Source organism: Paenibacillus sp. JT22N7 (assembly GCF_059383875.1).
On sequence record NZ_JBXENY010000008.1, the window covers coordinates 174254 to 195059 of the forward strand.

A 20806-nucleotide genomic window follows, 5' to 3' on the forward strand; every position below is an offset into this window, starting at 1 on the left:
GAAAGGGTGAACGAGCGTGACGATTAGAACCGAGAAAGAAAAAATGCTAGCTGGAGAACTATATCTGGCTTCGGACCCGCAATTAACGAAAGACCGGGAAAATGCCAGGAAATTGACCCGTTTATTGAATCAAACGATAGAGACGGATTATGGCAAACGGGTTGATTTGCTCAAACAGCTCTTTGGCTCAACAGGGGAACATCTCTATATCGAACCGACGTTTCGTTGCGACTATGGCTACAACATTCATGTAGGCAACCATTTTTATGTTAATTTTGACTGTGTAATTCTGGATGTATGCGAGGTTCGTATCGGGGAAAATTGTTTTATAGCACCAGGCGTACATATCTATACAGCTACTCATCCATTGAATCCGTTTGAACGAATCACCGGCGCCGAATTTGGCAAGCCGGTAACCATCGGCAACAATGTCTGGATAGGAGGAAGAGCGGTCATCAATCCGGGGGTTACGATTGGGGATAACGTCGTCATCGCTTCTGGAGCGGTAGTAACCAAGGATGTACCTGCCAATGCTGTCGTGGGAGGCAATCCTGCAAAAATTATTAAGAACATTGATGTTTAAGCGATTACCCACAGCAATAATCAGAGGAGTAAAGCATCCCACACAGGTGGCTGCTTTACTCCTTTTTTTGTCCCTTCCTCAATAAACCTTCTTCTGATCCCGATCCTCCTTAATAATTTCGACCGCTTCCTTGAAGCGCAGCGCATGGACAATTTCCCGCTCGCGCAAAAACTTCAGACTGTCCTGCAAATCGACGTCGTCGGTCATATCGATCAGCCACTGATAGGTCGCTCGCGCCTTCTCCTCAGCCGCAATATCCTCGTATAAATCCGCAAGCGGATCTCCCTTGGCCTGTATGTAGGCGGCTGTGAAAGGAACGCCCGAGGCATTGTTGTAAAACAGCGCGCTGTCATGGCTCGCATAATGCGGCCCCAGCCCAGCCTCTTCAAGCTGCTGAGGGGTAGCGTCCTTGGTCAGTTTATAGATCATTGTAGCAATCATCTCTAAATGCGCAAATTCCTCTGTGCCAATATCCGTTAGCAAGCCAATGACCTTGCTCGGAATCGTATAGCGTTGATTCAGATAACGAAGTGCCGCCGCCAGTTCTCCATCCGCGCCGCCGTATTGTTCGGCGAGATAACGCGCCATTCGAGGATCGCATTTGCTAACCCGAACGGGGTACTGGAGCTTTTTCTCATAAACCCACATGCCGTTGTCACCTCCAACATGCTAAGCTGCCGCTTTTTTAGACCGCTACCCAGATGACATCAGCAGCGGCAGCCCGCTGTACTTCATGTTGACTGTCTGTCAGGCCTGCTACACCTGCCACGGCCAAGGCGTATTCGGCCATTGGAAAGGGTAACCCGAGAAGCTGTGTCCATAGTTCATCAGCGGACCATACTTCATTTCGAACTGCTGGGCGCATTGCATGCGTTGCTGGGCCAAATAATTGAATTGCTGCAGGGCATGATGGTCATGCGGATGGGTGTCGAGATAGAGGTTCAGCTCAAGCAGGCCAAAACCCAACTGCTGCAGCTCCAAAAGCTTGGCATAATAGGCTTCATCGCACACCATTGGCTGCTCACTCATGGCTAATAGCTCCCCCCTCCACATTTGGATGCGTACGGGCTGTATAAGGCAGGCCATAGCGTTCCAAGCCGCAGCGCCTCTTCTAGCGAAAATTGCGGAAGGTTCATCGGCTGAAAAGGAATGTACTGGTTCGGCGGAACGACATACGTCCGCACAATCATCGGCTCGCACGGATCATGCGGCCCGACAAAGGGGTACCATTTTCGAATTTGCGGATTGCTGTTCATGCACGGCCTCCTTCATCCAGCTAGCCTAACACTTCTCTTTGCTTTCAATTTTGTCCAACAAATGGTTCTCTTGGCTGGAGTATTAAAACATTTGTATGTTCAAATTTCAGCTAACTTGCTTGTCTGTTGAAAATTTAAGCAGCTATTCGTCGGTTTGCTCGTTAATAAATCCGTTGCAGATCAGCAACGAAAATAAGGCAGTACCTCTACAAGGAGGAACTGCCCTGGCTTATTTCGATTCCACATCCTGCGGCACCATCTGATTGCGCTCAAGCAGCGCCCATAACTCTTCGGCCATCTCTTTGGCTGGATAGGGCATGGAACGGGTAATCCACCACTCCAGAACACCGACCGCAGCGGATACTAAAAACTGCTTCAGTACTTCTTGGTTCCTGTCTTTGTTCATATCACTCTTATCGATGTTTTCACCTAGCTGCTGAAACATCAACTCCATCATGCGGCTTCGAAAAGCGGGGATGCTCTTGTTTGTCAGCAGAGTCGAATATAGGAAAGCATGCTCCTCTAAAAATACAAGCGTTCGAAGCAGCAGCTCTTTAGACGTAAAGGAGGTTGCCTCCTCGTTAGGCAAGCATTTTTGCTGCAATTGGACTAAATGGACCTCTATGCATTGATCGAGAAGATCGAATTTGTCTACATAATGCAAATATACGGTGCCCCGGTTTACATTAGCCCGGTCTGCAATTTCATTAATCGTAATTTGCTCGAAATTTTTCTCTGCCATAAGGGCAATAAAAGCTTTCATAATCGCATCCCGCGTTTTGAGCACCCGTCTGTCCATAGAATCCTCCTGAAAAGTGGATATAAACAACTTCACCAAATCTGTTGATTAATCAACGAATCGGACTTTTTTAACGATTGAAGCGATCCCAAGTCGTTGGTACTATCATTGTATTGAACGAATGTCGATAAATCAACAAATGTTCAAATCGATAAGGGGTGGAATATGAAAATATTAGTTTATGGCGCGGGCGTTTTAGGCAGCTATCTGGCCCATGTGTTAGTGCAGGGAGGCAATGACGTCACGGTGCTTGCAAGAGGAAGCAGAGCGGAGGAGCTGAGCGAGGATGGGCTCGTCATTCGCCATTATTTTCAGCGTAAAACGACCGTAGATAAAGTGAAGGTCATTCAAGCACTCCCGGCGGATGACAGCTATGACCTGATTTTTGTTGTGATGAAATATAATGATTTCCCAGCGGTGCTGCCGATTTTGGCGAAAAATAAAAGCAGCCATATCGTGCTTGTCGGCAATAATCCGACGGCCAGTACGACGGAGAAAGAGCTGTTGGAGAATAGCTTGCCTGACAAAAAGGTTGCCTTCGGCTTCCAGCTAAGCGGCGGCCGCAGAGAAAAGGGGCGCATGATCTCCGTGCGTGGAGGCGGTCAAATGGTGCTTGGCAGCTTGAACGGGCCTGTTCCCTTTAAAGATTTAATCGACAAAGCATTTGCTGATGTCAAATATAAAATCGATTATCATGAGGATATAGATGCATGGCTTAAAAGCCACATTGTCCCTATTCTGGTGTTGAGCTCCGTTAGTTATGTCCAAGACAATCAATTTAAACAGATAGCGAAGGACAAAAAACTGCTCCTGCAAATGATTGCAGCCGTTGATGAAGGCTTTAAAGTAATGGAGGCTATCGGCTATACGATTACACCTGCAAGCCAGGTTGATTATTTTCGCCGGAAAAGGCAGCTCGTCTACTTTTTTCTGAACATTTATCATCGTCTTCCCGTTGCGAAAATGATAGATGGCTCATTCGTGGAAATCGCCCATTTGCATAAAGCGTTCGACGTTTGGAAGCAGCAAGCCCGTATAGCGACGCCAAACTGGAATGAGCTTGAGGAGGCGTTCCTTGCAAAAATGGAGGGGAAAGCTAACGAAAGACGATAAGTGGTGGATAAAAAAGGACAGCGCGGCTTCGCTTAAGCCCGCTGTCCTTGCTTACTTACTTTCCATCGGCTGCTGCCCATTTGAGCCGGCTGCCGATCCTGTTCCGCTGCCATTGCCGATACGCTTGAAAAGAAGCCTCAGCAGGGGAGGGATGGCGAAGTAGATGAACCATGTTCGAAACAGCTGGTAGACGCTGACGATGGCAACATCCGCATGAATCTCCTTGGCGATAATGCCCATCTGGTCCATGCCGCCAGGGGACATGCTAAGAAAAGCAGTGGCAGGCGACAGATTATGCAGCTTGGCAAGCAGCAGGCTCATGCCGAATGCTCCGGCAATGAGGACGATTCCGCTTAGGATGGCGAGCAGGGTGATGCGTGTTTTATTTTTCAAATTTTCCGGCCGCAGCAGCAGTCCGACATAGGTGCCGATCATGAGCTGTGCTGCACTCAACAAGGTCGATGGCAGCAGAGGAGCGTCTAAGCCAAAGTTATGAAGCAGTGCGGTTGCGATCATCGGGCCGAGCAAATAGGACGAAGGCATCTTGATCTTTTTTGCCAGCAGCGCCGCCGCCACACAAGCGAGGGCAAACGGCACAATGCCCGGGAATAAGGCGCCCCACTGCGTCCACTCGGAGCCTGCTGCTGCAACGACGATCTCATCGTGAACGCCCCCGAACAATGGGCTGAATACGAGCAGCGGCACACAAAAAATAATCATCATCAGCCGCGATACCTGCAAAAAGGTGACGACCGTAATATCAATGCCCTTCGTATCCTCCGCTAAAATAACCATTTGCGACAAGCCGCCCGGAATGCAGCCCATTAGGACGGTCGGCAGCGGCAATCCAGACAGCTTGGCAATCGTGATGCCAATTAACCCGCTAAATAGCAGCAGCAGTACCGTCATAAGCACCATAGTCGGCAGCTGATGGCCCATTTCCTTCATCGTGTCGACTGTAAGGGACAGTCCGATTGAATAGCCAATAATAAGCAGTGCTATATTGCGCATGGAGCTGGGCCATTGCGGTTTGAATGTCTTTCTCAGCAATCGTGAACCGAGAAAGGCGAATACCATCGGACCGAGCAGCCAAGGCAGCGGTACATGAAGCGATGCGAACAGATAGCCCCCGGCTAAAGCGAGCACGAGTGCCGTTACAAAACGGATCACAGCTGGTCAGCCAGCTCAGCAATTCGTTTGTTTGCGTCTCCTTGGAACAGCCCGCCATGGTAGCAAATCACCTGCTCGATATCAAACGCTTTAAGCTTGCTGAGGGAACGGATAGCCTCCGCCATATTTGGGGTGGCAGCAGGCACTGGCCCGGATAGCTGGCCATCGATCACCACCATGGCATCCCCCGCGAGAAGCGTCTTGCTCGGCTGATGATACAGAGAGAGATGTCCCGGCGTATGGCCGGGTGTATGAATAACGGTAAGCCCGCCGCCGAAGTCGAGCGTATCGCCATCTGCAATCGTCAAATTAACGTTCGGACGGGTTGGATGGATAAAAGTGTGCTCAAACGCTGTCCGCTGCTGTTCAGGCATCGTCTCAAGCAGCTGCGCCAGCCTTTCAGGAGACGCTTTGAGCAGAGGCTCTTTCCCGTCAATCGCAGCCTGATCCCCAAGATGGGCGTAAACGACGGGCAGCTTGCGACTCGAGGACAGAAAACCTGGCAAGCCCCCGATATGATCCAGATCCTGATGAGTAAGAATAATAGCGCTTGGCGGTACATCGGGAAATCCTGCCTCTACGACCATTCGCTGAATCGCTTCGGCAGAGCCTGGCAGGCCCGTATCAACCAGCACCCAGAAGTCCGGCCCTAATATCGCTGTGGGATGAAATACTCTATGATTGTCTCCCAAGCTTAAAGTCAATTCCAGCATTTCAATTCCTTCGGCTATGCGCATGTGCAGGCCACAGCTTTATTCCTATTTAAATAGAAACAAGCGGCAGCGCACCTCCTTTACCAGTAAAGTAAAACTTATGAGTTCAATATAAAACTAAATAGTTTCGGTGTCAACTCCAGACGTTGACCTCGCCCTTTCCTCATGTCAAGATAGGGGGGAGGAGGGCATCTAAATGGAGGAATTACGAAAAGGAAAAATTTTAGACGCTGCTTTGGCGCTTTTTCGGGAGAAGGGCTACAGCGCTGCATCCATGCAGGATATTGCTGAAGCTTGCGGCATGGCGAAAGCGAGCATATATAAGTTTTTTGCTTCCAAGGAAGATTTATTCACCGAGGTGTTTACCGTTTGCTACCGTTCTTTGCTGGAGCAGGAAGCGGAGCTTGACCGTGTGCAGTCGCAGCAGGGGCTTGCGCCAAAGGAGAAGTTTCGCCGGAAAATTGAATTCCAGCTGTATTATACGATGGAGAACCATTTGTTCATGCTCGACTTTAAAGAGCTGCCGATAACGGCGAATGATAAATTTTTGACAGCATGGCAAAATAAAAAAGCGGCTATGCTATCGTGGCATCGGGAGCTGCTGACAGAAGCGTACGGCGAGCAAATCGACGCTATCATATGGGATGTCGTTACCATTTTTCGAGGCATGCTGCTGCAATATTTGTCCTATGCCATTCAGAAGGTCATAGCCGTGCCGATGGCAGAGCTGGCCGCTTTTCTGGTGGACCGGATGGACGCCATCGTAAGCGATATGACGGACAAGCAGCCGAAGCCGATTATTGATGGCGCGAACGTCTATTTTAACCATTTGAACCCGAGCGATGAGCCGGTACGGCGGGAAACGGCTGTGCAGTTTCTTCAAGCACTGGCGGGGAAAATAGACGAGCTGCCTAAGCCAGAGGCTGTTCGCGCAGAACTGCGGGAAGTCGTTTCGCTCCTTGGGCAGGAGGCTCGGGCAGAGCAGCGAAATCCGACACTTGTACGCGTGCTTATAGCCTATTTGGACAACGTTTCCGAGCTGAGGGCTGATGTAAGACAGCTGAATCTTATGCTGTTCTAGCAGCTTGCCCTTGTGACTATTGGGCAATGGTATCTGACCTGTCTAAGAAAGGAATATTATCCCGAAAATTGTCGAACGCATATTCACTCCCATGATAAAAATGTCGATATATTTAAGACACACATCAGAGGAGTGAAGTTATGAGGTTCAGCATTCGCTTTAAATTGCTAACGGGTTTTATTTCGGTAGCGTTACTGCTTGTTGCAACAGGGTTAATCGCGATGTTTGCCATGAACGGAATGGGCGACAAAGCAAAGGAAATGAATGATAGGTGGATGCCAAGCGTATCCCTTCTTGGAATTATGAACGGGGAAGTGTCTGACATTGAGCGGCTTGCCCTGAACATCATTGTCGAGACGGATACAGATGAAGTCAACAAGTTGAACAGTGCTTTGAACGATCTTATCGACAAGATTAAAACCGAACGCGAGCAATATGCAACGATGGTTCAAACTGAAGAAGAGAAGGCGCTGTTCGATGAATTCGGCAAAAGCTTGGATCTTTATTTGACCAAAATGCCAGAGTTTATCGCATATGGCAAGGAAAATAACTTTGAAAGGGCGAGCGAGCTGCATACGACAGCTTACCCGCTCTGGTATACGGCTAATGACAATATTACCAAATTGATCAATCTGGGAATAGAAGGATCGAAAAACGCTGCAGACGAGTCAGTTGATCTGGCTGTGACTAGCACGAATACCATTATAGCCGTAGTCATCTTCGCTGTACTGCTAGCGATTGCTATTGCTATCTTGATTTCGCAGATGGTATCTAGGTCTGTACAGAAAGTAAGCAGAGCGGCGGAGCAAATTGCCCAAGGCGACCTGACCGGCGAGACGATCGTCATTAAAAACCGCGATGAAATCGGCGATTTGGCTAAATCCTTTAATGCAATGACCCACAGTTTGCGTGAGGTCATTAATTCGGTCTCCATGACCTCTTCGCTCGTTGCCGCTTCCTCCGAGGAGCTGATGGCAAGCGCTGAGCAGAACAGCAAGGCTTCGGAGCAAATTTCCGAGACGGTCGAGGAACTGGCTGTCGGAACAAGCGAGCAGGTTGATATGGTGAAGCGCTCCTCTCAAGCGATCGACGAAATGTCGATAGGTGTCGAGCAGATCGCGCTGCGTGCGCAAAGCGTATCTACATCGGCACTCGATGCGGCGGCTCAATCATCAGAAGGCAACCGGACGATTCAGCAGGCCGTCGTACAAATGGATTCCATTCAGCGTTCGATTTCTTCGCTTGCTGACTTGGTCACTGAACTTGGCGAGCGTTCGCATGAGATTGGCAAAATTACCGATGTGATTACCGCCATTGCAACGCAAACTAATCTGCTTGCTCTGAATGCGGCGATTGAAGCGGCAAGGGCAGGCGATCACGGTCGCGGTTTTGCGGTCGTAGCAGATGAGGTCCGCAAGCTGGCCGAGCAATCGTCCGCTTCGGCCATGCAAATTACCGGATTGGTCAGCGTTATTCAGAAGGACACGATTAATGCAGTCCAAGCTGTAACGATGAACAAACAAGAGGTATCGCAAGGTATCGCAGTTGTGACGAATGCTGGAGAAGCCTTCGAACAAATTTTGGATGCCGTTAACAAGGTAGCTGGCGAAATCCAAGAGGTTTCGGCTAGTGCCGAGCAAATGGCGGCAAGCACGGATGAGGTTGTCGGCTTCGTGAAGCAAATTTCGCATATTGCGGAGGAAGCTTCGGGCGGCGCGCATAATGTATCCGCAGCGACACAGGAGCAGCTTGCTTCGATGGAGGAAATTGCATCCTCGGCGGCATCATTGTCCAGCATGGCTGAGGAGCTTCAGGATAAAATCAGCAGATTCAAAGTATAAGCGAATGCCGGCTTTCAAGCTTCATTTGTAATAAAAGCAAAGAGACAGCTCCCGGTAGCACAGGGGCTGTCTCTTTGCTTTTAAACTTTGTGCGATTGATTTCTCTAATCTTTTTTGTGATCGTTTAGAAAAATGGATAAACTCGCAATTTTAACATCTGCAATACGGAAATGGTAATCGAGCAATAATGGGTCGGGTAACCCTGTTTTGTCGTAAGTTCCTTCCAACTTGCATGTTACAACAATCTCATCCTTATTCTCTTGTATTGATCTAGGCTCTAACGTTACATTTGCTCCAAAATGGTATTGATCGGCCCATTTTTTAATCTCCTTTTTGCCAATCCGCTTTTTTCCTTCATCCAAAACAACGGCATCTTCTGAAAAACAATTTATAAATGCTTCTGGATCGGGCTTATTCGATGCATCCATATATTCACGAATTACAGTTGGAATTTGAAGGATTTCCATAGTATCTCCCCCTTAGTTTGTTTGAGTAATTAAATGGTAGGAATGGTTCCGCCATCAATGACATATTCGCTTCCTGTAATGGATGCTGCACGATCAGAAACCAAAAATGCAACCAGCTCAGCAACTTCTTCAGGAAACCCAGGGCGGCCAATTGGAATGCCTCCAAGCGAATCCATAAGCTGCTGGAGCGCACTTTCTCTGCTTCCTGTTGCAGTTGCCATCCTCTCAATTAACGCATCTGCTGCCTCAGTCTGAATAAAACCAGGAGACAATGAATTAATACGAATACCACGGGGAGAAAATTCATTAGACAGCCCCTTGCTGTAATTAGCGAGAGCAGCTTTAGCTGCTGCATAAGCTAATGTAGTCTCGTAAAGAGGCAATTTTCTTTGGATGGAGGTGAAATGCAGAATAACGCCTGATTTGTTTTCCAACATGAGTGGAATTAAACCGCGATCAAGCCTTACTGCGGCCAGAAGATTCCAATTTAATGCCTGCAGCCAATCGTCATCGCTAAGGACAAGTGCGCCTCCTGGTGGAGTAGAGGATCCGCCTACACAATGGACAATAATATCAATACTACCAAGCTGTTCTTTCACTGCTGCAATCACTTGCTCTACTCCTTCAGGCGAAGCAATATCGGCTTGAACAAATTTGACCGAAGCGGGCATGTCAGCAGATACGGAACGGGCTGTTGTCAAGACAGTGGCTCCACTGCTTGCTAGCCTCTTCACAACAGCTTGCCCCATTCCTTTTGTACCGCCAGTTACAAGCACCTTCTTGCCTTTAAATTCTGTTGCCGAGTACTCAAATGTGCTATCCATATCTATTCCTCCTTATAATGAATAATAGTACACTTGACTCTTCCATAACGTCCAATCTATTATAATAATGAAATTGATGAATAATATTAATATAAAGAAGGTCACATAATGGAGCTTACACAATTAGAGTACTTTATGACGGTAGCACGCTTAGAACACATGACGATGGCTTCAAAGACACTCGGTATTACCCAGCCAGCGCTAAGTCATGCGATTGCAAAGCTTGAGAACGAAATCGGGGCTCCCTTGTTTGAGCGTAATGGGCGAAACGTGAAGCTGAACCGCAATGGCGCCATGTTCTCCAAATGGATCGGCAAAGCCTTGCAGAACATTGAAAGCGGCGTAAAAGAAATCGAAGAATGGTCTAGCCCGGAGACGGGCGTTATTACTTTATCCTATCTCAATATCCTTGGTGTTGACTTAATCCCCCATTTAGTCCGAAGCTATCAATTAGACTATCCCAAGGTTCGATTTGAATTGACACAAGGGAATCTTGGAGATATAGATGAGCATTTGGAACAAGGACATTCGGATCTTATGATTACATCGAAGGAATCTACTTTAGACAATCATAAATGGATGATGATCCAGAAGGTCCCATTGTATATTGTTGTAGCCTCTCAGCATCATTTAGCGAATCGTTCAGCTTTGAGTTTGGCAGAGCTTTCGGGCGAGCCATTCATCGGTTTGAAAAACAATTGCGGCTTAAAAGCGACGATAATGTCGCGTTTCCAACATACTGGTTTTGTACTTGATTCGGCGTATGAAGCCGAGGACTTAATCACAGTAGCCGGCTTTGTTAAGTCAAATCTCGGTGTATCTGTCTTGCCTAAGACGATGGGATTAATGTTAAACGAACTTGTTTGGATTCCGATTACGGATGATGGCTGGTATTGGGAAATAGGCTTAAAGTGGAGGGAGGATCGTCATATTTCTCCGGCTGCCAAGCGGTTTATTGCATTTGTTGAAAATGAGCAGCGGTAGGCTGATTTACGCGCTTGTATGAAAAATTCACTCTAGGATAAAGCGCCTTTAAGTTGGAAATACGGCTATTGTAAAATAATCGTACAACTTGGAGGTGTTTTATCCTTGTTTCATGAACGGGGGCAATTTCAGATGATGCATCACTTTCGGGGTGTTTTTATGACATAGCCAGTTGGAGAGGGGATTCCCTGAAGCATATCGGTCATTGAAGGCCTTTAACTCCGAAGCCAAATCCATTGTTTTCCAACTGGTTGATCAGGTAGGGTTCGACCCTGTCGATGCCGGCAGTTTGGATGAGTCTTGGCGTCTGCAGCCGGGCAAGCCGGCCTATTGCGTCGACCTTGGTGCGACTGGGATGCAACAGGCGCTCGCTGCAGCGAGCCCGGAACGCAGTCCGGAATTAACAGGGTCCCACCTTAGCAAGGATGTGATTCAAGCAGCACACGAGCAGCAAAGCGCGTTTTACGAGAAATATTTTAAAGCCTGCTTACTGCTCGCGGAAGCGAACGATTGGACGGAAGCAAAAGCGACCAAGGCGCTGCATGTGCGATTTGAGAAAGGCGATAAGTCTCCAGATGTTATTTTAAACCTCGTGCTGGAACAGCAACGACTTGATTGATGCCATGGTCGACACTGGCGTATTGTTCTGGAGTGACGCCGACAACAGCTTTAAAATCTTTAATAAAATGTGATTGATCGTGGTAACCAAGCTCTAGCGATAGCTGCGTCCAGTCATGGCTTGGGCTGCGTTCCAGCGTTTCAGCGGCATTTTGCAGCCGGTACAGCTGAATGACCCATTTTGGCGTAACGCCAACATATTGATCGAATAGACGCTGCAGCGTTCTTTTGTTAATATGAAAAGCCTCGCATAGCTGGTCGACCTTCGTAACGTCTCGCTGAGCTATAATCCAATCGACCATTTGATTAATGAGCGTGACCGATTCATCCTGGGCAGGCAGCTTCGGTTTAATGAAGCGCTCGGCGAGCTCGACCATAGCGGCTTCTTCTTCCTGTGCCAGCAGCAGCTTCTCGGCGGATGGCCCATCCATATCGAAAATATCATGGATGCCCAGCGGATGGTCAGCAAGAGAGGACACCGGCTGCTTCATAAACGGATAAAAGCCGCCAGGACGGAATTTTGCGCCGAAGACGCAGCCTTTGCCTTCTACAAGATAACTATACTTCTGCTTGGCCGCACCGAAAATCCCGCTTCTTTCCTGCTGAACAATGAGGTTCACGCATGGATTAGGCACAACCTCCTGCAAATATTGTTTTTGCTCAGTCAAGTCCCAGCTGACGATCCAGAAATGCTTGACGAAAAAAGCAATATCCTCGGAAGGCGCATAACGCGTAAGCTGAAAATTTTTCTCCCCCTCCTGCAAATGGAGAAGGCCCATGCTCGGTCGTTGCATGCTTGCGCTCATCATAAATTCCTCCGCAATTTATTGTTATAGTCGTTGTCGCGTTTTTACAATACATGCTGCTGCTTGCACCTTATAATAATTTTATCACAGCTAAGCTTACTAGCAAGATAAGGTGAAACGGCTTTCGCCGACCTCTCTCGGCGCGGCGCGTTTCATTCCGAGAAATATAGAGAGAGGATGGAAAAATCATATCCTTTCCTATATTTTAAGTATAAGGTCAGCCCATTCACGATTGCGGAGGAGTGTAGGTATGGATTTGAGATATGATTTTTATGTGAATGCCGAACCGGAGGAGGTCTGGAATGCGTTCATGAAGCCGGAAAACACGCGCAAAATCTTTTTTGGCAGCACACTGCATTCGACGTTTGAGCCAGGTGCCCATTATGAATACATTGGGCCAAATGAGAAGGGCGAAGAGGTTGTGCATGTTTACGGAACGGTACTGGAATATAAGCCAAATGAGCTATTCAGCTGTACGGAGCACCCGGGGCCCTCATATCGTGAAAATCATGCGGAGTTGGAAACGCGGCTTACGCTGTCACTTGAGAAGGTCGGCGGCTGCACCAAGCTGACGCTGGTGAATGATAAGTGGCCAGCTGACCACCCGTCATATGAAAATACGAAGACGAGCTGGTGGATGATTCTCAGCAATATTAAGACGTTGGCGGAGACGGGCAAGACGCTTGATTTCGGCTGGTAAGCGCACATATATAATGGGATAAAGAGTTAGAGCAATAGAGGCGTTTTTTGCAAAAAGCAAGGATGTATCCGCATGCAGCGGAAAAATAAAGAACCAGAGCCATAGGCGGCTTTGGTTCTTTGTTGCGATTTAAAGTAAGAATAACGAATCAGTTTAGTTTGGCTAAACTTCTTTACAATCCCTAAGAACAAGGTAATATGGAAGCCATATACATACAAACGATCAAGGGGTTGGATTTATGCGGATTAAGTTTGAGGAATGGGTTGTGGAAGCTGATATAGCCTCTATGCACAAAGCGATGGAGGAGGGCGTACTTAGCTCTGAAAAACTGACGCTAATATATTTAGAAAGAATCGAACGTTATAACCCGATCATCAATGCGGTACTTGAACTAAATCCAGAGGCCATAGCCATCGCGAAGCAGTTGGATAAGGAACGCGAGGAGCGTGGGAGCAGGGGACTGCTGCATGGAATCCCTATTTTGTTAAAGGATAATATAGATACGCATGACGCCATGCATACAAGCGCAGGCTCCATAGCATTAGCGGATTCCATTGCCGAAGCGGATTCGTTCGTAGCTGCCCGCTTGCGTGAAGCGGGTGCGGTACTGCTTGGTAAAACAAATATGACCGAATGGGCAGGGTGCATGTCGGGTCAAATATGGGCGGGATACAGCTCTAGAGGCGGTCTCACGCTCAATCCATATGGCCCAGGGGAATTGTTCATTGGTGGCTCCAGTTCTGGTTCAGCGGCAGCTACCGCAATTAATTTAGCAGCGGCAGCTATTGGAACGGAGACGACAGGCTCGATCATTAGCCCTGCCAGCCAAAATGGCCTTGTCGGACTGAAGCCAACTATTGGTCTCGTTAGCCGCGCTGGCATTATCCCCATCTCTCATTCACAAGATACAGCGGGTCCTTTGACGAGAACCGTTGCTGATGCAGCACTGCTGTTGGGGGCAATGACGGGTGCGGACGGACAGCAAGAGACGAGCTTTATAAATGACTATCTCCCTTTTCTGGACGCTTCCTATTTAAAAAAAGCGAGAATCGGCATTCCCAGATTTTATTACCAGGGCTTAGATACTGATCGGCTTGAGATAGTAGAGGCTGCAATTGTCATTCTAAGAGAGGCGGGAGTAACGATTGTTGATCCTGTAGAGCTGCCATGTGAACAGGAACAGTGGGATGGCAATGTCATCCGCTACGAATTGAAGCAGGGCTTGAATGATTATTTGGGCAAGCTTGCTGCGCATGTCCCTGTTCATTCCTTGCAGGAGGTCATTGCTTTTAATGCGGCAAACGCTGAGCAAGCGTTAAAATATGGCCAAGATACTCTCATTTCTTCGGAAGAGACGAGCGGGACCTTAACGGAGCCGGCTTATTTGGAAAGCCTAGCGAGGAATAAAGAAATGGCGGGTAAGCTAGGAATCGACCATGCACTTGCAGAGCATCAACTGGACGCGCTGCTGTTCCTTGGCAACGAGGGGGGTGACGATCTCGCTGCAAGAGCAGGTTATCCGGTTATTACCGTACCTGGCGGATACGCGGAGAAGGGGGTTGTCGCAAGCGGCGGATATGTAACCAATGGACCGCAAGGCATCACTTTTGTGGGGGCCGCCTTCAGCGAGCCAACCCTAATAAAGCTGGCTTATGGCTTTGAACAATTAACGAAGCATCGCTTTGCTCCTGTATTGAAGGAAGAAAAATAGAGTTTGAGGCTGCTGCGTATTATTTTCAAAGTATTTCAGCTTGATAACCTTTGCTGTAGCTGGGGAGGGGAAACCACGATGAGTGTAAAGCTTTTATATATTGAGGATGACAAGGAAATTGGGCAGTTCGTTTATGCGCATTTGCAGGAGCGGGGCTACGAGGTGCAGTGGCTGCTGAGCGGCGAACGGGCGCTGGAGGAGGCGGCGGGCTGCTCACTGGCGATTTTGGATGTGATGCTGCCGGGACTAGATGGTTTTACGATTGGGCAGCGGTTGAAAAAGGCAGAGCCGAGCATGCCGATTCTAATGCTATCGGCGCGGACGGCAATTGATGATAAGCTGCAAGGCCTGCAGTTTGCTGATGATTATTTGACGAAGCCGTTTCATCCTGATGAGCTGACGGCAAGGGTCGAGGTGCTGCTGCGCCGCTTTGCAAGCGTTGCGGCTGAGCCGCTGGCGGTTAAGCATTGGCTTGTTTTTGAACAGGAGAACCGCATTGAAAATCGGGAAACGGGCGAGGAAATTCTTTTGACAGGCAAGCAGTTTCAAATCTTCTCTTACCTGCTGCGCCATTTGGGGCAGATTATGACGAAGGAGCAAATTTATGAGGGTGTATGGGGCGAGGCTTATCTGGAAGGGGACAAGACGCTGATGGTACATATTCGCTATTTGCGCGAGAAGCTGGAGAAGGACCCGGCTCATCCCGAAATTATTGAGACGGTGCGGGGTATCGGCTACCGGGTGAAGCCGTGAAGCGGGATAAGAAGGAGCGGCGGACACACCAAGGTGGTCGTTTGTTTCAATCGCTGCAATCCAAATATATGCTCATTATTTTGTCAGCATTTCTGTTCGTGCCGATTGTGTTTCCAGTGGCAACGATTTTGTATTATTTTCTGGGAGTTGCGGTTCAGCAGCAGGACATGCAGGAGCTTAAGTACGGCAAGAGCAGCGAGATTGAGCTAATGTTTCATCAGCAGGCGGCCGTGCTGTCCGGCGCATCCAGCCAGCATATCAATGAAACGCTGCGAAAGCTGCGGGAGAGCTATCCCGATGCTTCCTTCTTTTGGGTTGATGGAGAAGGGAATACGAAGCTGGAGCTTGGCGGGCAGAATAGATTGCCAGTGTTGTGGTCGAATGAAGATGCCATCCAGTTTATGAAAGAATATACCGGATCGGATACGTTTACGGTTGTTGCCTTTATTGGCGATAAGCCGCTTGGCCAAGGCTTTATGGCGATGCAATTGCCGCGTTCGCTTGTGCAAAGCAATACGCCGCTCATATCTGGAGCCCCGTTTTATATTCTTTTTCTCATCCTGGTGTTCCTGTTCTTCGTGGCTTTATCGCTGTTGTTCTTCCGCCATATTCGTAGGCGTCTGCTGCGCTTGCAGGCTGCTATGACGAGGCGGGGAGCAGAGGGTCTTCCGCTGCCGGTGGAGGTGAATAAGCAGGATGAGATTGGACAGCTCGAAATCGCTTTTAACGAAATGATTTTGCAGCTTAGAGCGGGCAGGCAAAGGGAACGCGAAGAGGAGGAGCTGCGCAAGGAGCTGATTGCGAATTTATCGCATGATCTGCGTACGCCGATGACGGTGATGGGCGGTCAGCTGTATACGCTGCATAAGGAGCCGCTAAGTCAGGCGGGACGCGAAACCGTTAAGCAGTTGGAAAATAAAATCGATACGGTCAGCAGCCTGATCGAAAATCTGCTCTCGTATACGCTGATGACCAGCGGACGGTATCCGCTTGAGCTGGCACCGCAGGATGTGCTGCGGCTTGTCAGGGAAAGCGCAGCCTCTTGGTATCCGCTTTGGGAGCGCGAAGGGCTGGCGGCGGATATTGAACTGCCCGAGCAGGCGCTTGTCTGGCGTGTGGACAAGGACGGCTTCCGTCGCATTTTGGACAATCTGTTCCAAAATGTTATGCGTCATGCCGCTGACGGCGGCTACATTGGCGCTGCCATCGTGCAGCATAGCGAGCATTCGGCACTTGTCATTTCAGATCGGGGACCCGGCACCCAGTCGGCCTCGAAGGAGAAAGGGGCAGGCATCGGCCTTGCGATCGTTCATTATTTGGTCCGCGAGATGGGGCTGGCCTGGCATATTGACAGCACAGCTGAAGGCACACGCATTCTAATCTATCCGGAAGCGGCGGCGGGTTATTTTTTAAACAAAATTTAAACAAAGAGGCTCCTTGGTTTTAACCTTGATGCGTTATTCTAGCTTTCGAGGTGATAGACATGAACGAATGGGTCATAGAAACGAAAGGGCTCAGCAAAAAATATAAAGGGCGTTATGCTGTAGCCGGACTGAATTTGCGCATTGAAAAAGGGGATATTTACGGCTTTCTTGGGCCGAATGGGGCAGGGAAAACGACGACCATCCGCATGCTGCTCGGGCTGATTAAGCCATCGGGCGGCAGTGTGCATATTTTCGGCAAGGAGTTGCAAAAGGAACGGCTGAACATCCTTCGCAAAGTCGGCTCGCTGGTGGAATACCCGTCCTATTACGGAAATCTTACCGCAGTCGACAATTTGGAGGCCATTCGCCGAATTATCGACGTCCCACGGGCGAGAATTGCCGAGGTGCTGGACATCGTTGGCCTTGCGAAGGAGGCGCGGCGGTCCGTAAAGGGGTATTCGCTGGGCATGAAGCAGCGGCTTGGCATCGCCAGCGCATTGCTGGGCAATCCAGAGCTGCTGATTTTGGATGAGCCCACGAATGGCCTCGATCCTTCCGGCATTTTGGAAATTCGCGAGCTGATTAAGCGCATGCCGCGGCAGCATGGCATTACGGTGCTCATCTCCAGCCATTTGCTGAGCGAGGTCGAACAGATGGCGGGAACGGTAGGCATCGTTAGGCAAGGGGAGCTTGTTTTTCAAGATACGATTCAAAATTTGCAGCAGAAGGCGCAGAGCACAATCGAGCTGCGGGTATCCGATCCGCAAGCGGCGCTGCTCACCTTGTATGAGCAGGGTTTGGACGCTGTCAGAGAAGGCTCGCTTATTAGACTGGAAGGAATAAGCGATGCCACTGCGGCACAGATGGTGAACCAATTAGTAGCGCGCAAGCATGACGTATATCGTATCGAAGAAAAAAGAAAATCGCTAGAGGATCTTTTCCTGCAAATTGTTGGGGAAGGGGGACAGAAGTGATGGGCATGCTTTTCAAGGCACTATCTGCCGATTTTTTGAAAATACGCCGCAAAGGGCTGTGGGCGCTCGTTATATTTGCTCCTTTTGGCGTTGTATTGCTGCAAGCCGTCAATTTTGGGCTCCGTTATGACTATTTAGTGAAGCAGTATGCCGAAGATTTATGGGGCGGGCTGCTGCATAACATCTTCATGTTTGTGCCGATCTCGCTGTTTCTCGGCTGCGTGCTTGTCAGCTCGCTGCTGGCAAATGTGGAGCATGGCACAGGCTCATGGAAGCAGCTGCTGGCGCTGCCTATATCAAGGCTGACGGTGTTTTCTGCAAAATTTGCGCTGAGCGCGATTTTGCTGGCCTGCTCCTGCCTGCTGCTTGCCGTATTCTCTGTCGCTTTAGGTGTGCTGCTTGGCTTTGGCTGGCACTTTCCGCTGACGGAGGTGCTGCGGCTAAGCTTCTATCCTTATGCAGGTGCGCTGCCCATGCTTGCCTGCATGCTATGGCTCTGCATGACCTTTCGCAATCAGGGCTTCTCCATTAGCGCCGGGATCGTTACCGCGATGGCTTCCATGTATCTTCCGGCTAAATATACGTGGCTGCCGCTGAATTGGCCGCTGCTTGCCTTCAGAGGCGAACAGGGAGAGCTTTATATCGGCGCGGGAATATTGACCGGGCTAGTTATTTTTTTGCTGGGTTCTGTGCATTTTGGCCGAAGGGATGTGGTCTAGAATGGCTGCATTCATGAGGCTGCTGGCATCCGAGCGGCTTAAGCTGTCCCGCTCCTTCATTTGGCTGCTAGTCCCTATTAGTCCGCTGCTCTCGTTTTTATTAGGCATTGTCTCTAATCCAATAGAAGGCACGCCTGTCGAGCAATATGAAGGCTTGTATTCATCCATGGCGTTGTTTCATGCGGTGCTGCTTTTGCCGATTTTGACTGGCGTCTTTGCGGCTTTCGTTTGCCGCTATGAGCATGCTGGGGGAGGCTGGAAGCAGCTGCTGGCGATGCCAATATCGCGTAAATCGCTTTATTTCGCCAAATTCTGGCTCGTTTCCGAGCTGCTCATCGGTGTGCAGCTGCTTTTCTTGGCAGCGGTGCTCATTACAGGTGCTGCCCGCGGACTCCATGAAATTCCTTGGAATTTTATGCTGCTGGGCTTGCTGGGAGGCTGGCTCGCTTGCTTGCCTTTAGCAGCGCTTCAGCTCTGGGCATCCACCAGCTGGAGCAGCTTTGCAGCGCCGCTGACGATTAACGTCATGCTGACGCTGCCGAATATATTAGTCATCAACTCAGCAGAATATGGCCCCTTTTATCCTTGGGCGCAGCCGACGATTGCGATGCTGGCGCTGGGCTCCGAAAATTACGGTGCCTTCACTATGCCTGTGATGAACTTGTTTATGACGATTATAGGCAGCTTGCTTCTATTTATTATCGGCGGCCTAGTCTATTTCCGAGCTAAAGAAATATAATAACAGGAAACAGCCCATGCAGCTCAGCCTTACGGTTCGAGCTGCTGCTGCGTTTTCTGCTTGTTCTGTATGTTCTGCTTGTTCAACAGTGGCCTGACTACATACCAGAAATAAATGGCGCTGATGAGCATAACGATGGCCGTGATGAGAAAAGGGAGCTGGACATTATTGTACTCCAGCATCAGCCCGGTCGCATAGGCAGCCGCCGCGCCGCCTATGCTGCGAAACAGAGAGCGCAGCCCCGCAAAGCTGTTGCGGTCCTCGTCCGGCAGCGACGACATCGTGTTGCTGTCGATGAGCGTATTGAGGAAGGCGAACAGCCCGCCCCGCAGCAGCAGTGCGCTAGCGAATAAGCCTACCGAGCTGGTGACAGACAGTACGGCTGCGCATACAATCGTCAGTGCGAACAACAGCATATACGTTTTGACCTCGCCGAGCCGGGATAACACGGAAGGCACCAGCAAAGTGCCGATGAACAAGACGAAATAATTAGCTGCGAGCAGTGATGATACGGCTTCATTTTCCCAATTGAGCTGGTACTTAACGATGACGTTCAGGAAGGGCATGGTCAAAGCGCCAGCAATGCCGGATATGAAAATAAATCCTGCTAGCAGCCAGACCTGCTTCGTTGGCAGTAGACGAGTAAGCGAATGGGCAAATTTGCGCGAAGCGGATGCTTTCCCAACTGCTGCCCGATGCTCGCTGCCAGCTCCAGCTTTCCGATCCTTCGCTGTATCCTGTGGCCCAATCCCCCGCTGCTGTGCTTCCTGCGTTGTCTTCTTCACAGCAGCTTGGCGATCAGAAGGCAGCTTCCATCCGCGAATGATCGCGAGCAGCAGCATGAACATAGACGCCAGCCACAGCTGCGGCTCATAATGGTCTGCTGGCGTGCCGAGCCAGCGGGGCAAATACCCGCCAAGCAGCGTGCCTCCGATGTTGAAAAACATAAACACAGCGAGAAACAGGCTGTAAGCCTGCGTCTCGGCTTCCCGGGAACGATTATATTGAAACAACAGCTGGGTTTCCGTCGCAACAATAAATACGATGCCGCAGGACAGCATGGCCTGAGCGCCATAATATAGAAGCAAGTGGTCGCTCACTGCAAACAGCGCAAAGCTGCCGGACATCATGCAGATGCCGCTCACCATAATTCGCTTTCGTCCCAGACGTCCTGCCAGCATGCTGGCGGGAATGCCGACGGCTCCTCCAATTAAGGTGCTGACCGATGTCAGGTGGCCAATCGCCTCTTCATTCACACCTTTTGATAGAAAATATAAATTAAGCACAAGGCTCGACAGCCCCATGGTCATTCCGAAGCATATTTCGCTAAAAATCAGCCATTTTGCAGCGGGCGCAAGCTGCTTGATGGCCTTGCCGTATCCAAACATGACAATCTCCAATCTGATGTTGAACAGTGCTTTCGTTAACCGACTCTACTGCTTCCCATGTGAAATTTTAATATTCATGAAGTATAACATGAGCGTTTAGGAGCGTATAGAAGTCCAGCTGATGAACGATTATAATTAAAACT

General features: G+C 49.4%; 23 protein-coding genes. 13 read left to right on the forward strand and 10 right to left on the reverse strand.

Annotation, left to right across the window (positions count from 1 at the left end):
* Positions 1 to 22: 22 nt before the first annotated feature.
* Positions 23 to 583, forward strand: coding sequence for a maltose acetyltransferase domain-containing protein (locus tag AC50Y5_RS21760; RefSeq protein WP_056033042.1), 561 nt, complete (start codon positions 23 to 25; stop codon positions 581 to 583).
* A 78-nt stretch (positions 584 to 661) separates the two neighbouring features.
* Here AC50Y5_RS21760 and AC50Y5_RS21765 read toward each other — a convergent pair whose 3' ends face one another.
* The 4 genes from AC50Y5_RS21765 to AC50Y5_RS21780 all read right to left on the reverse strand — a co-directional run bounded on the left by AC50Y5_RS21765 (position 662) and on the right by AC50Y5_RS21780 (position 2638).
* Positions 662 to 1231: a manganese catalase family protein gene (locus tag AC50Y5_RS21765; RefSeq protein ID WP_056032161.1), complete on the reverse strand. Its 570-nt coding sequence runs from the start codon at positions 1229 to 1231 to the stop codon at positions 662 to 664.
* Between the two features lie 108 nt (positions 1232 to 1339).
* Positions 1340 to 1612: a spore coat protein CotJB gene (locus AC50Y5_RS21770; protein WP_056032158.1), complete on the reverse strand. Its 273-nt coding sequence runs from the start codon at positions 1610 to 1612 to the stop codon at positions 1340 to 1342.
* 2 nt (positions 1613 to 1614) lie between these two features.
* Positions 1615 to 1839 (reverse strand): spore coat associated protein CotJA, encoded by a 225-nt coding sequence (locus AC50Y5_RS21775; protein WP_056032155.1) that lies wholly within the window; start codon positions 1837 to 1839, stop codon positions 1615 to 1617.
* Positions 1840 to 2068: 229 nt separating this feature from the next.
* Positions 2069 to 2638, reverse strand: coding sequence for a TetR/AcrR family transcriptional regulator (locus AC50Y5_RS21780; RefSeq protein ID WP_056032152.1), 570 nt, complete (start codon positions 2636 to 2638; stop codon positions 2069 to 2071).
* Positions 2639 to 2803: 165 nt separating this feature from the next.
* Between AC50Y5_RS21780 and AC50Y5_RS21785 the strand changes: the two genes are divergently transcribed.
* On the forward strand, positions 2804 to 3751 hold the full coding sequence (locus AC50Y5_RS21785) for a ketopantoate reductase family protein (RefSeq protein ID WP_056032149.1): 948 nt from the start codon (positions 2804 to 2806) through the stop codon (positions 3749 to 3751).
* A gap of 51 nt (positions 3752 to 3802) precedes the next feature.
* On the opposite strand, the gene AC50Y5_RS21790 is transcribed toward AC50Y5_RS21785, so the two are convergent.
* Both AC50Y5_RS21790 and AC50Y5_RS21795 read right to left on the reverse strand, forming a co-directional pair.
* A complete protein-coding gene (locus AC50Y5_RS21790; protein WP_494863689.1) occupies positions 3803 to 4921 on the reverse strand; it encodes an AbrB family transcriptional regulator in 1119 nt (372 codons plus the stop codon).
* Positions 4918 to 5634: an MBL fold metallo-hydrolase gene (locus AC50Y5_RS21795; RefSeq protein ID WP_494863691.1), complete on the reverse strand. Its 717-nt coding sequence runs from the start codon at positions 5632 to 5634 to the stop codon at positions 4918 to 4920. The genes AC50Y5_RS21790 and AC50Y5_RS21795 overlap by 4 nt, the downstream gene beginning before the upstream one ends.
* Before the next feature lie 196 nt (positions 5635 to 5830).
* Between AC50Y5_RS21795 and AC50Y5_RS21800 the strand changes: the two genes are divergently transcribed.
* Complete coding sequence (locus AC50Y5_RS21800; RefSeq protein WP_494863693.1) at positions 5831 to 6715, forward strand: TetR/AcrR family transcriptional regulator; 885 nt, start codon at positions 5831 to 5833, stop codon at positions 6713 to 6715.
* Positions 6716 to 6855: 140 nt separating this feature from the next.
* Positions 6856 to 8556 (forward strand): methyl-accepting chemotaxis protein, encoded by a 1701-nt coding sequence (locus tag AC50Y5_RS21805; protein WP_056032141.1) that lies wholly within the window; start codon positions 6856 to 6858, stop codon positions 8554 to 8556.
* 104 nt (positions 8557 to 8660) lie between these two features.
* On the opposite strand, the gene AC50Y5_RS21810 is transcribed toward AC50Y5_RS21805, so the two are convergent.
* Both AC50Y5_RS21810 and AC50Y5_RS21815 read right to left on the reverse strand, forming a co-directional pair.
* Positions 8661 to 9023 carry a nuclear transport factor 2 family protein gene (locus AC50Y5_RS21810; protein WP_494863695.1) on the reverse strand — a complete coding sequence of 121 codons (363 nt, stop codon included), beginning with the start codon at positions 9021 to 9023 and terminating at the stop codon, positions 8661 to 8663.
* Between the two features lie 29 nt (positions 9024 to 9052).
* On the reverse strand, positions 9053 to 9847 hold the full coding sequence (locus AC50Y5_RS21815; RefSeq protein ID WP_056032136.1) for an SDR family oxidoreductase: 795 nt from the start codon (positions 9845 to 9847) through the stop codon (positions 9053 to 9055).
* 108 nt (positions 9848 to 9955) lie between these two features.
* Between AC50Y5_RS21815 and AC50Y5_RS21820 the strand changes: the two genes are divergently transcribed.
* The gene (locus AC50Y5_RS21820; protein ID WP_056032133.1) at positions 9956 to 10831 is read left to right on the forward strand and encodes a LysR family transcriptional regulator; all 876 of its coding nucleotides are present in this window, start codon (positions 9956 to 9958) and stop codon (positions 10829 to 10831) included.
* A 205-nt stretch (positions 10832 to 11036) separates the two neighbouring features.
* Entirely contained in the window at positions 11037 to 11450 is a 414-nt protein-coding gene (locus tag AC50Y5_RS21825; protein WP_494863697.1) for a hypothetical protein, read from the forward strand.
* On the opposite strand, the gene AC50Y5_RS21830 is transcribed toward AC50Y5_RS21825, so the two are convergent.
* Complete coding sequence (locus AC50Y5_RS21830) at positions 11410 to 12258, reverse strand: AraC family transcriptional regulator (RefSeq protein ID WP_494863699.1); 849 nt, start codon at positions 12256 to 12258, stop codon at positions 11410 to 11412. The genes AC50Y5_RS21825 and AC50Y5_RS21830 overlap by 41 nt on opposite strands.
* A gap of 247 nt (positions 12259 to 12505) precedes the next feature.
* On the opposite strand from AC50Y5_RS21830, the gene AC50Y5_RS21835 reads away from it, so the two are divergent.
* From AC50Y5_RS21835 to AC50Y5_RS21865, 7 genes are all read left to right on the forward strand, one after another.
* Positions 12506 to 12955 (forward strand): SRPBCC domain-containing protein, encoded by a 450-nt coding sequence (locus AC50Y5_RS21835; protein WP_494863701.1) that lies wholly within the window; start codon positions 12506 to 12508, stop codon positions 12953 to 12955.
* A 238-nt stretch (positions 12956 to 13193) separates the two neighbouring features.
* Positions 13194 to 14666 carry an amidase family protein gene (locus tag AC50Y5_RS21840; RefSeq protein WP_494863703.1) on the forward strand — a complete coding sequence of 491 codons (1473 nt, stop codon included), beginning with the start codon at positions 13194 to 13196 and terminating at the stop codon, positions 14664 to 14666.
* A 78-nt stretch (positions 14667 to 14744) separates the two neighbouring features.
* The gene (locus AC50Y5_RS21845; RefSeq protein WP_056033039.1) at positions 14745 to 15419 is read left to right on the forward strand and encodes a response regulator transcription factor; all 675 of its coding nucleotides are present in this window, start codon (positions 14745 to 14747) and stop codon (positions 15417 to 15419) included.
* Positions 15416 to 16843 carry a sensor histidine kinase gene (locus AC50Y5_RS21850; RefSeq protein ID WP_494863705.1) on the forward strand — a complete coding sequence of 476 codons (1428 nt, stop codon included), beginning with the start codon at positions 15416 to 15418 and terminating at the stop codon, positions 16841 to 16843. The genes AC50Y5_RS21845 and AC50Y5_RS21850 overlap by 4 nt, the downstream gene beginning before the upstream one ends.
* Before the next feature lie 59 nt (positions 16844 to 16902).
* Entirely contained in the window at positions 16903 to 17817 is a 915-nt protein-coding gene (locus tag AC50Y5_RS21855) for an ABC transporter ATP-binding protein (protein WP_494863707.1), read from the forward strand.
* Positions 17817 to 18536, forward strand: a complete 720-nt coding sequence (locus AC50Y5_RS21860; protein ID WP_327204910.1) for an ABC transporter permease — start codon at positions 17817 to 17819, stop codon at positions 18534 to 18536. The genes AC50Y5_RS21855 and AC50Y5_RS21860 overlap by 1 nt, the downstream gene beginning before the upstream one ends.
* Position 18537: 1 nt before the next feature.
* The gene (locus AC50Y5_RS21865) at positions 18538 to 19275 is read left to right on the forward strand and encodes an ABC transporter permease (protein WP_494863709.1); all 738 of its coding nucleotides are present in this window, start codon (positions 18538 to 18540) and stop codon (positions 19273 to 19275) included.
* Positions 19276 to 19304: 29 nt separating this feature from the next.
* Here the strand turns inward: AC50Y5_RS21865 and AC50Y5_RS21870 are convergent, their stop codons facing one another.
* The gene (locus tag AC50Y5_RS21870) at positions 19305 to 20663 is read right to left on the reverse strand and encodes an MFS transporter (RefSeq protein WP_494863711.1); all 1359 of its coding nucleotides are present in this window, start codon (positions 20661 to 20663) and stop codon (positions 19305 to 19307) included.
* Positions 20664 to 20806: the final 143 nt, after the last annotated feature.

Excerpts from the sequence above, each read along its gene's own strand:
- AC50Y5_RS21765 (WP_056032161.1), bottom strand. The coding sequence starts at position 1,231 with ATGTGGGTTTATGAGAAAAAGCTCCAGTACCCCGTTCGGGTTAGCAAA.
- AC50Y5_RS21770 (WP_056032158.1), bottom strand. The coding sequence starts at position 1,612 with ATGAGTGAGCAGCCAATGGTGTGCGATGAAGCCTATTATGCCAAGCTT.
- AC50Y5_RS21775 (WP_056032155.1), bottom strand. The coding sequence starts at position 1,839 with ATGAACAGCAATCCGCAAATTCGAAAATGGTACCCCTTTGTCGGGCCG.
- AC50Y5_RS21780 (WP_056032152.1), bottom strand. The coding sequence starts at position 2,638 with ATGGACAGACGGGTGCTCAAAACGCGGGATGCGATTATGAAAGCTTTT.
- AC50Y5_RS21785 (WP_056032149.1), top strand. The coding sequence starts at position 2,804 with ATGAAAATATTAGTTTATGGCGCGGGCGTTTTAGGCAGCTATCTGGCC.
- AC50Y5_RS21795 (WP_494863691.1), bottom strand. The coding sequence starts at position 5,634 with ATGCTGGAATTGACTTTAAGCTTGGGAGACAATCATAGAGTATTTCAT.
- AC50Y5_RS21800 (WP_494863693.1), top strand. The coding sequence starts at position 5,831 with ATGGAGGAATTACGAAAAGGAAAAATTTTAGACGCTGCTTTGGCGCTT.
- AC50Y5_RS21805 (WP_056032141.1), top strand. The coding sequence starts at position 6,856 with ATGAGGTTCAGCATTCGCTTTAAATTGCTAACGGGTTTTATTTCGGTA.
- AC50Y5_RS21810 (WP_494863695.1), bottom strand. The coding sequence starts at position 9,023 with ATGGAAATCCTTCAAATTCCAACTGTAATTCGTGAATATATGGATGCA.
- AC50Y5_RS21815 (WP_056032136.1), bottom strand. The coding sequence starts at position 9,847 with ATGGATAGCACATTTGAGTACTCGGCAACAGAATTTAAAGGCAAGAAG.
- AC50Y5_RS21820 (WP_056032133.1), top strand. The coding sequence starts at position 9,956 with ATGGAGCTTACACAATTAGAGTACTTTATGACGGTAGCACGCTTAGAA.
- AC50Y5_RS21830 (WP_494863699.1), bottom strand. The coding sequence starts at position 12,258 with ATGATGAGCGCAAGCATGCAACGACCGAGCATGGGCCTTCTCCATTTG.
- AC50Y5_RS21835 (WP_494863701.1), top strand. The coding sequence starts at position 12,506 with ATGGATTTGAGATATGATTTTTATGTGAATGCCGAACCGGAGGAGGTC.
- AC50Y5_RS21840 (WP_494863703.1), top strand. The coding sequence starts at position 13,194 with ATGCGGATTAAGTTTGAGGAATGGGTTGTGGAAGCTGATATAGCCTCT.
- AC50Y5_RS21845 (WP_056033039.1), top strand. The coding sequence starts at position 14,745 with ATGAGTGTAAAGCTTTTATATATTGAGGATGACAAGGAAATTGGGCAG.
- AC50Y5_RS21855 (WP_494863707.1), top strand. The coding sequence starts at position 16,903 with ATGAACGAATGGGTCATAGAAACGAAAGGGCTCAGCAAAAAATATAAA.
- AC50Y5_RS21860 (WP_327204910.1), top strand. The coding sequence starts at position 17,817 with ATGGGCATGCTTTTCAAGGCACTATCTGCCGATTTTTTGAAAATACGC.
- AC50Y5_RS21865 (WP_494863709.1), top strand. The coding sequence starts at position 18,538 with ATGGCTGCATTCATGAGGCTGCTGGCATCCGAGCGGCTTAAGCTGTCC.
- AC50Y5_RS21870 (WP_494863711.1), bottom strand. The coding sequence starts at position 20,663 with ATGTTTGGATACGGCAAGGCCATCAAGCAGCTTGCGCCCGCTGCAAAA.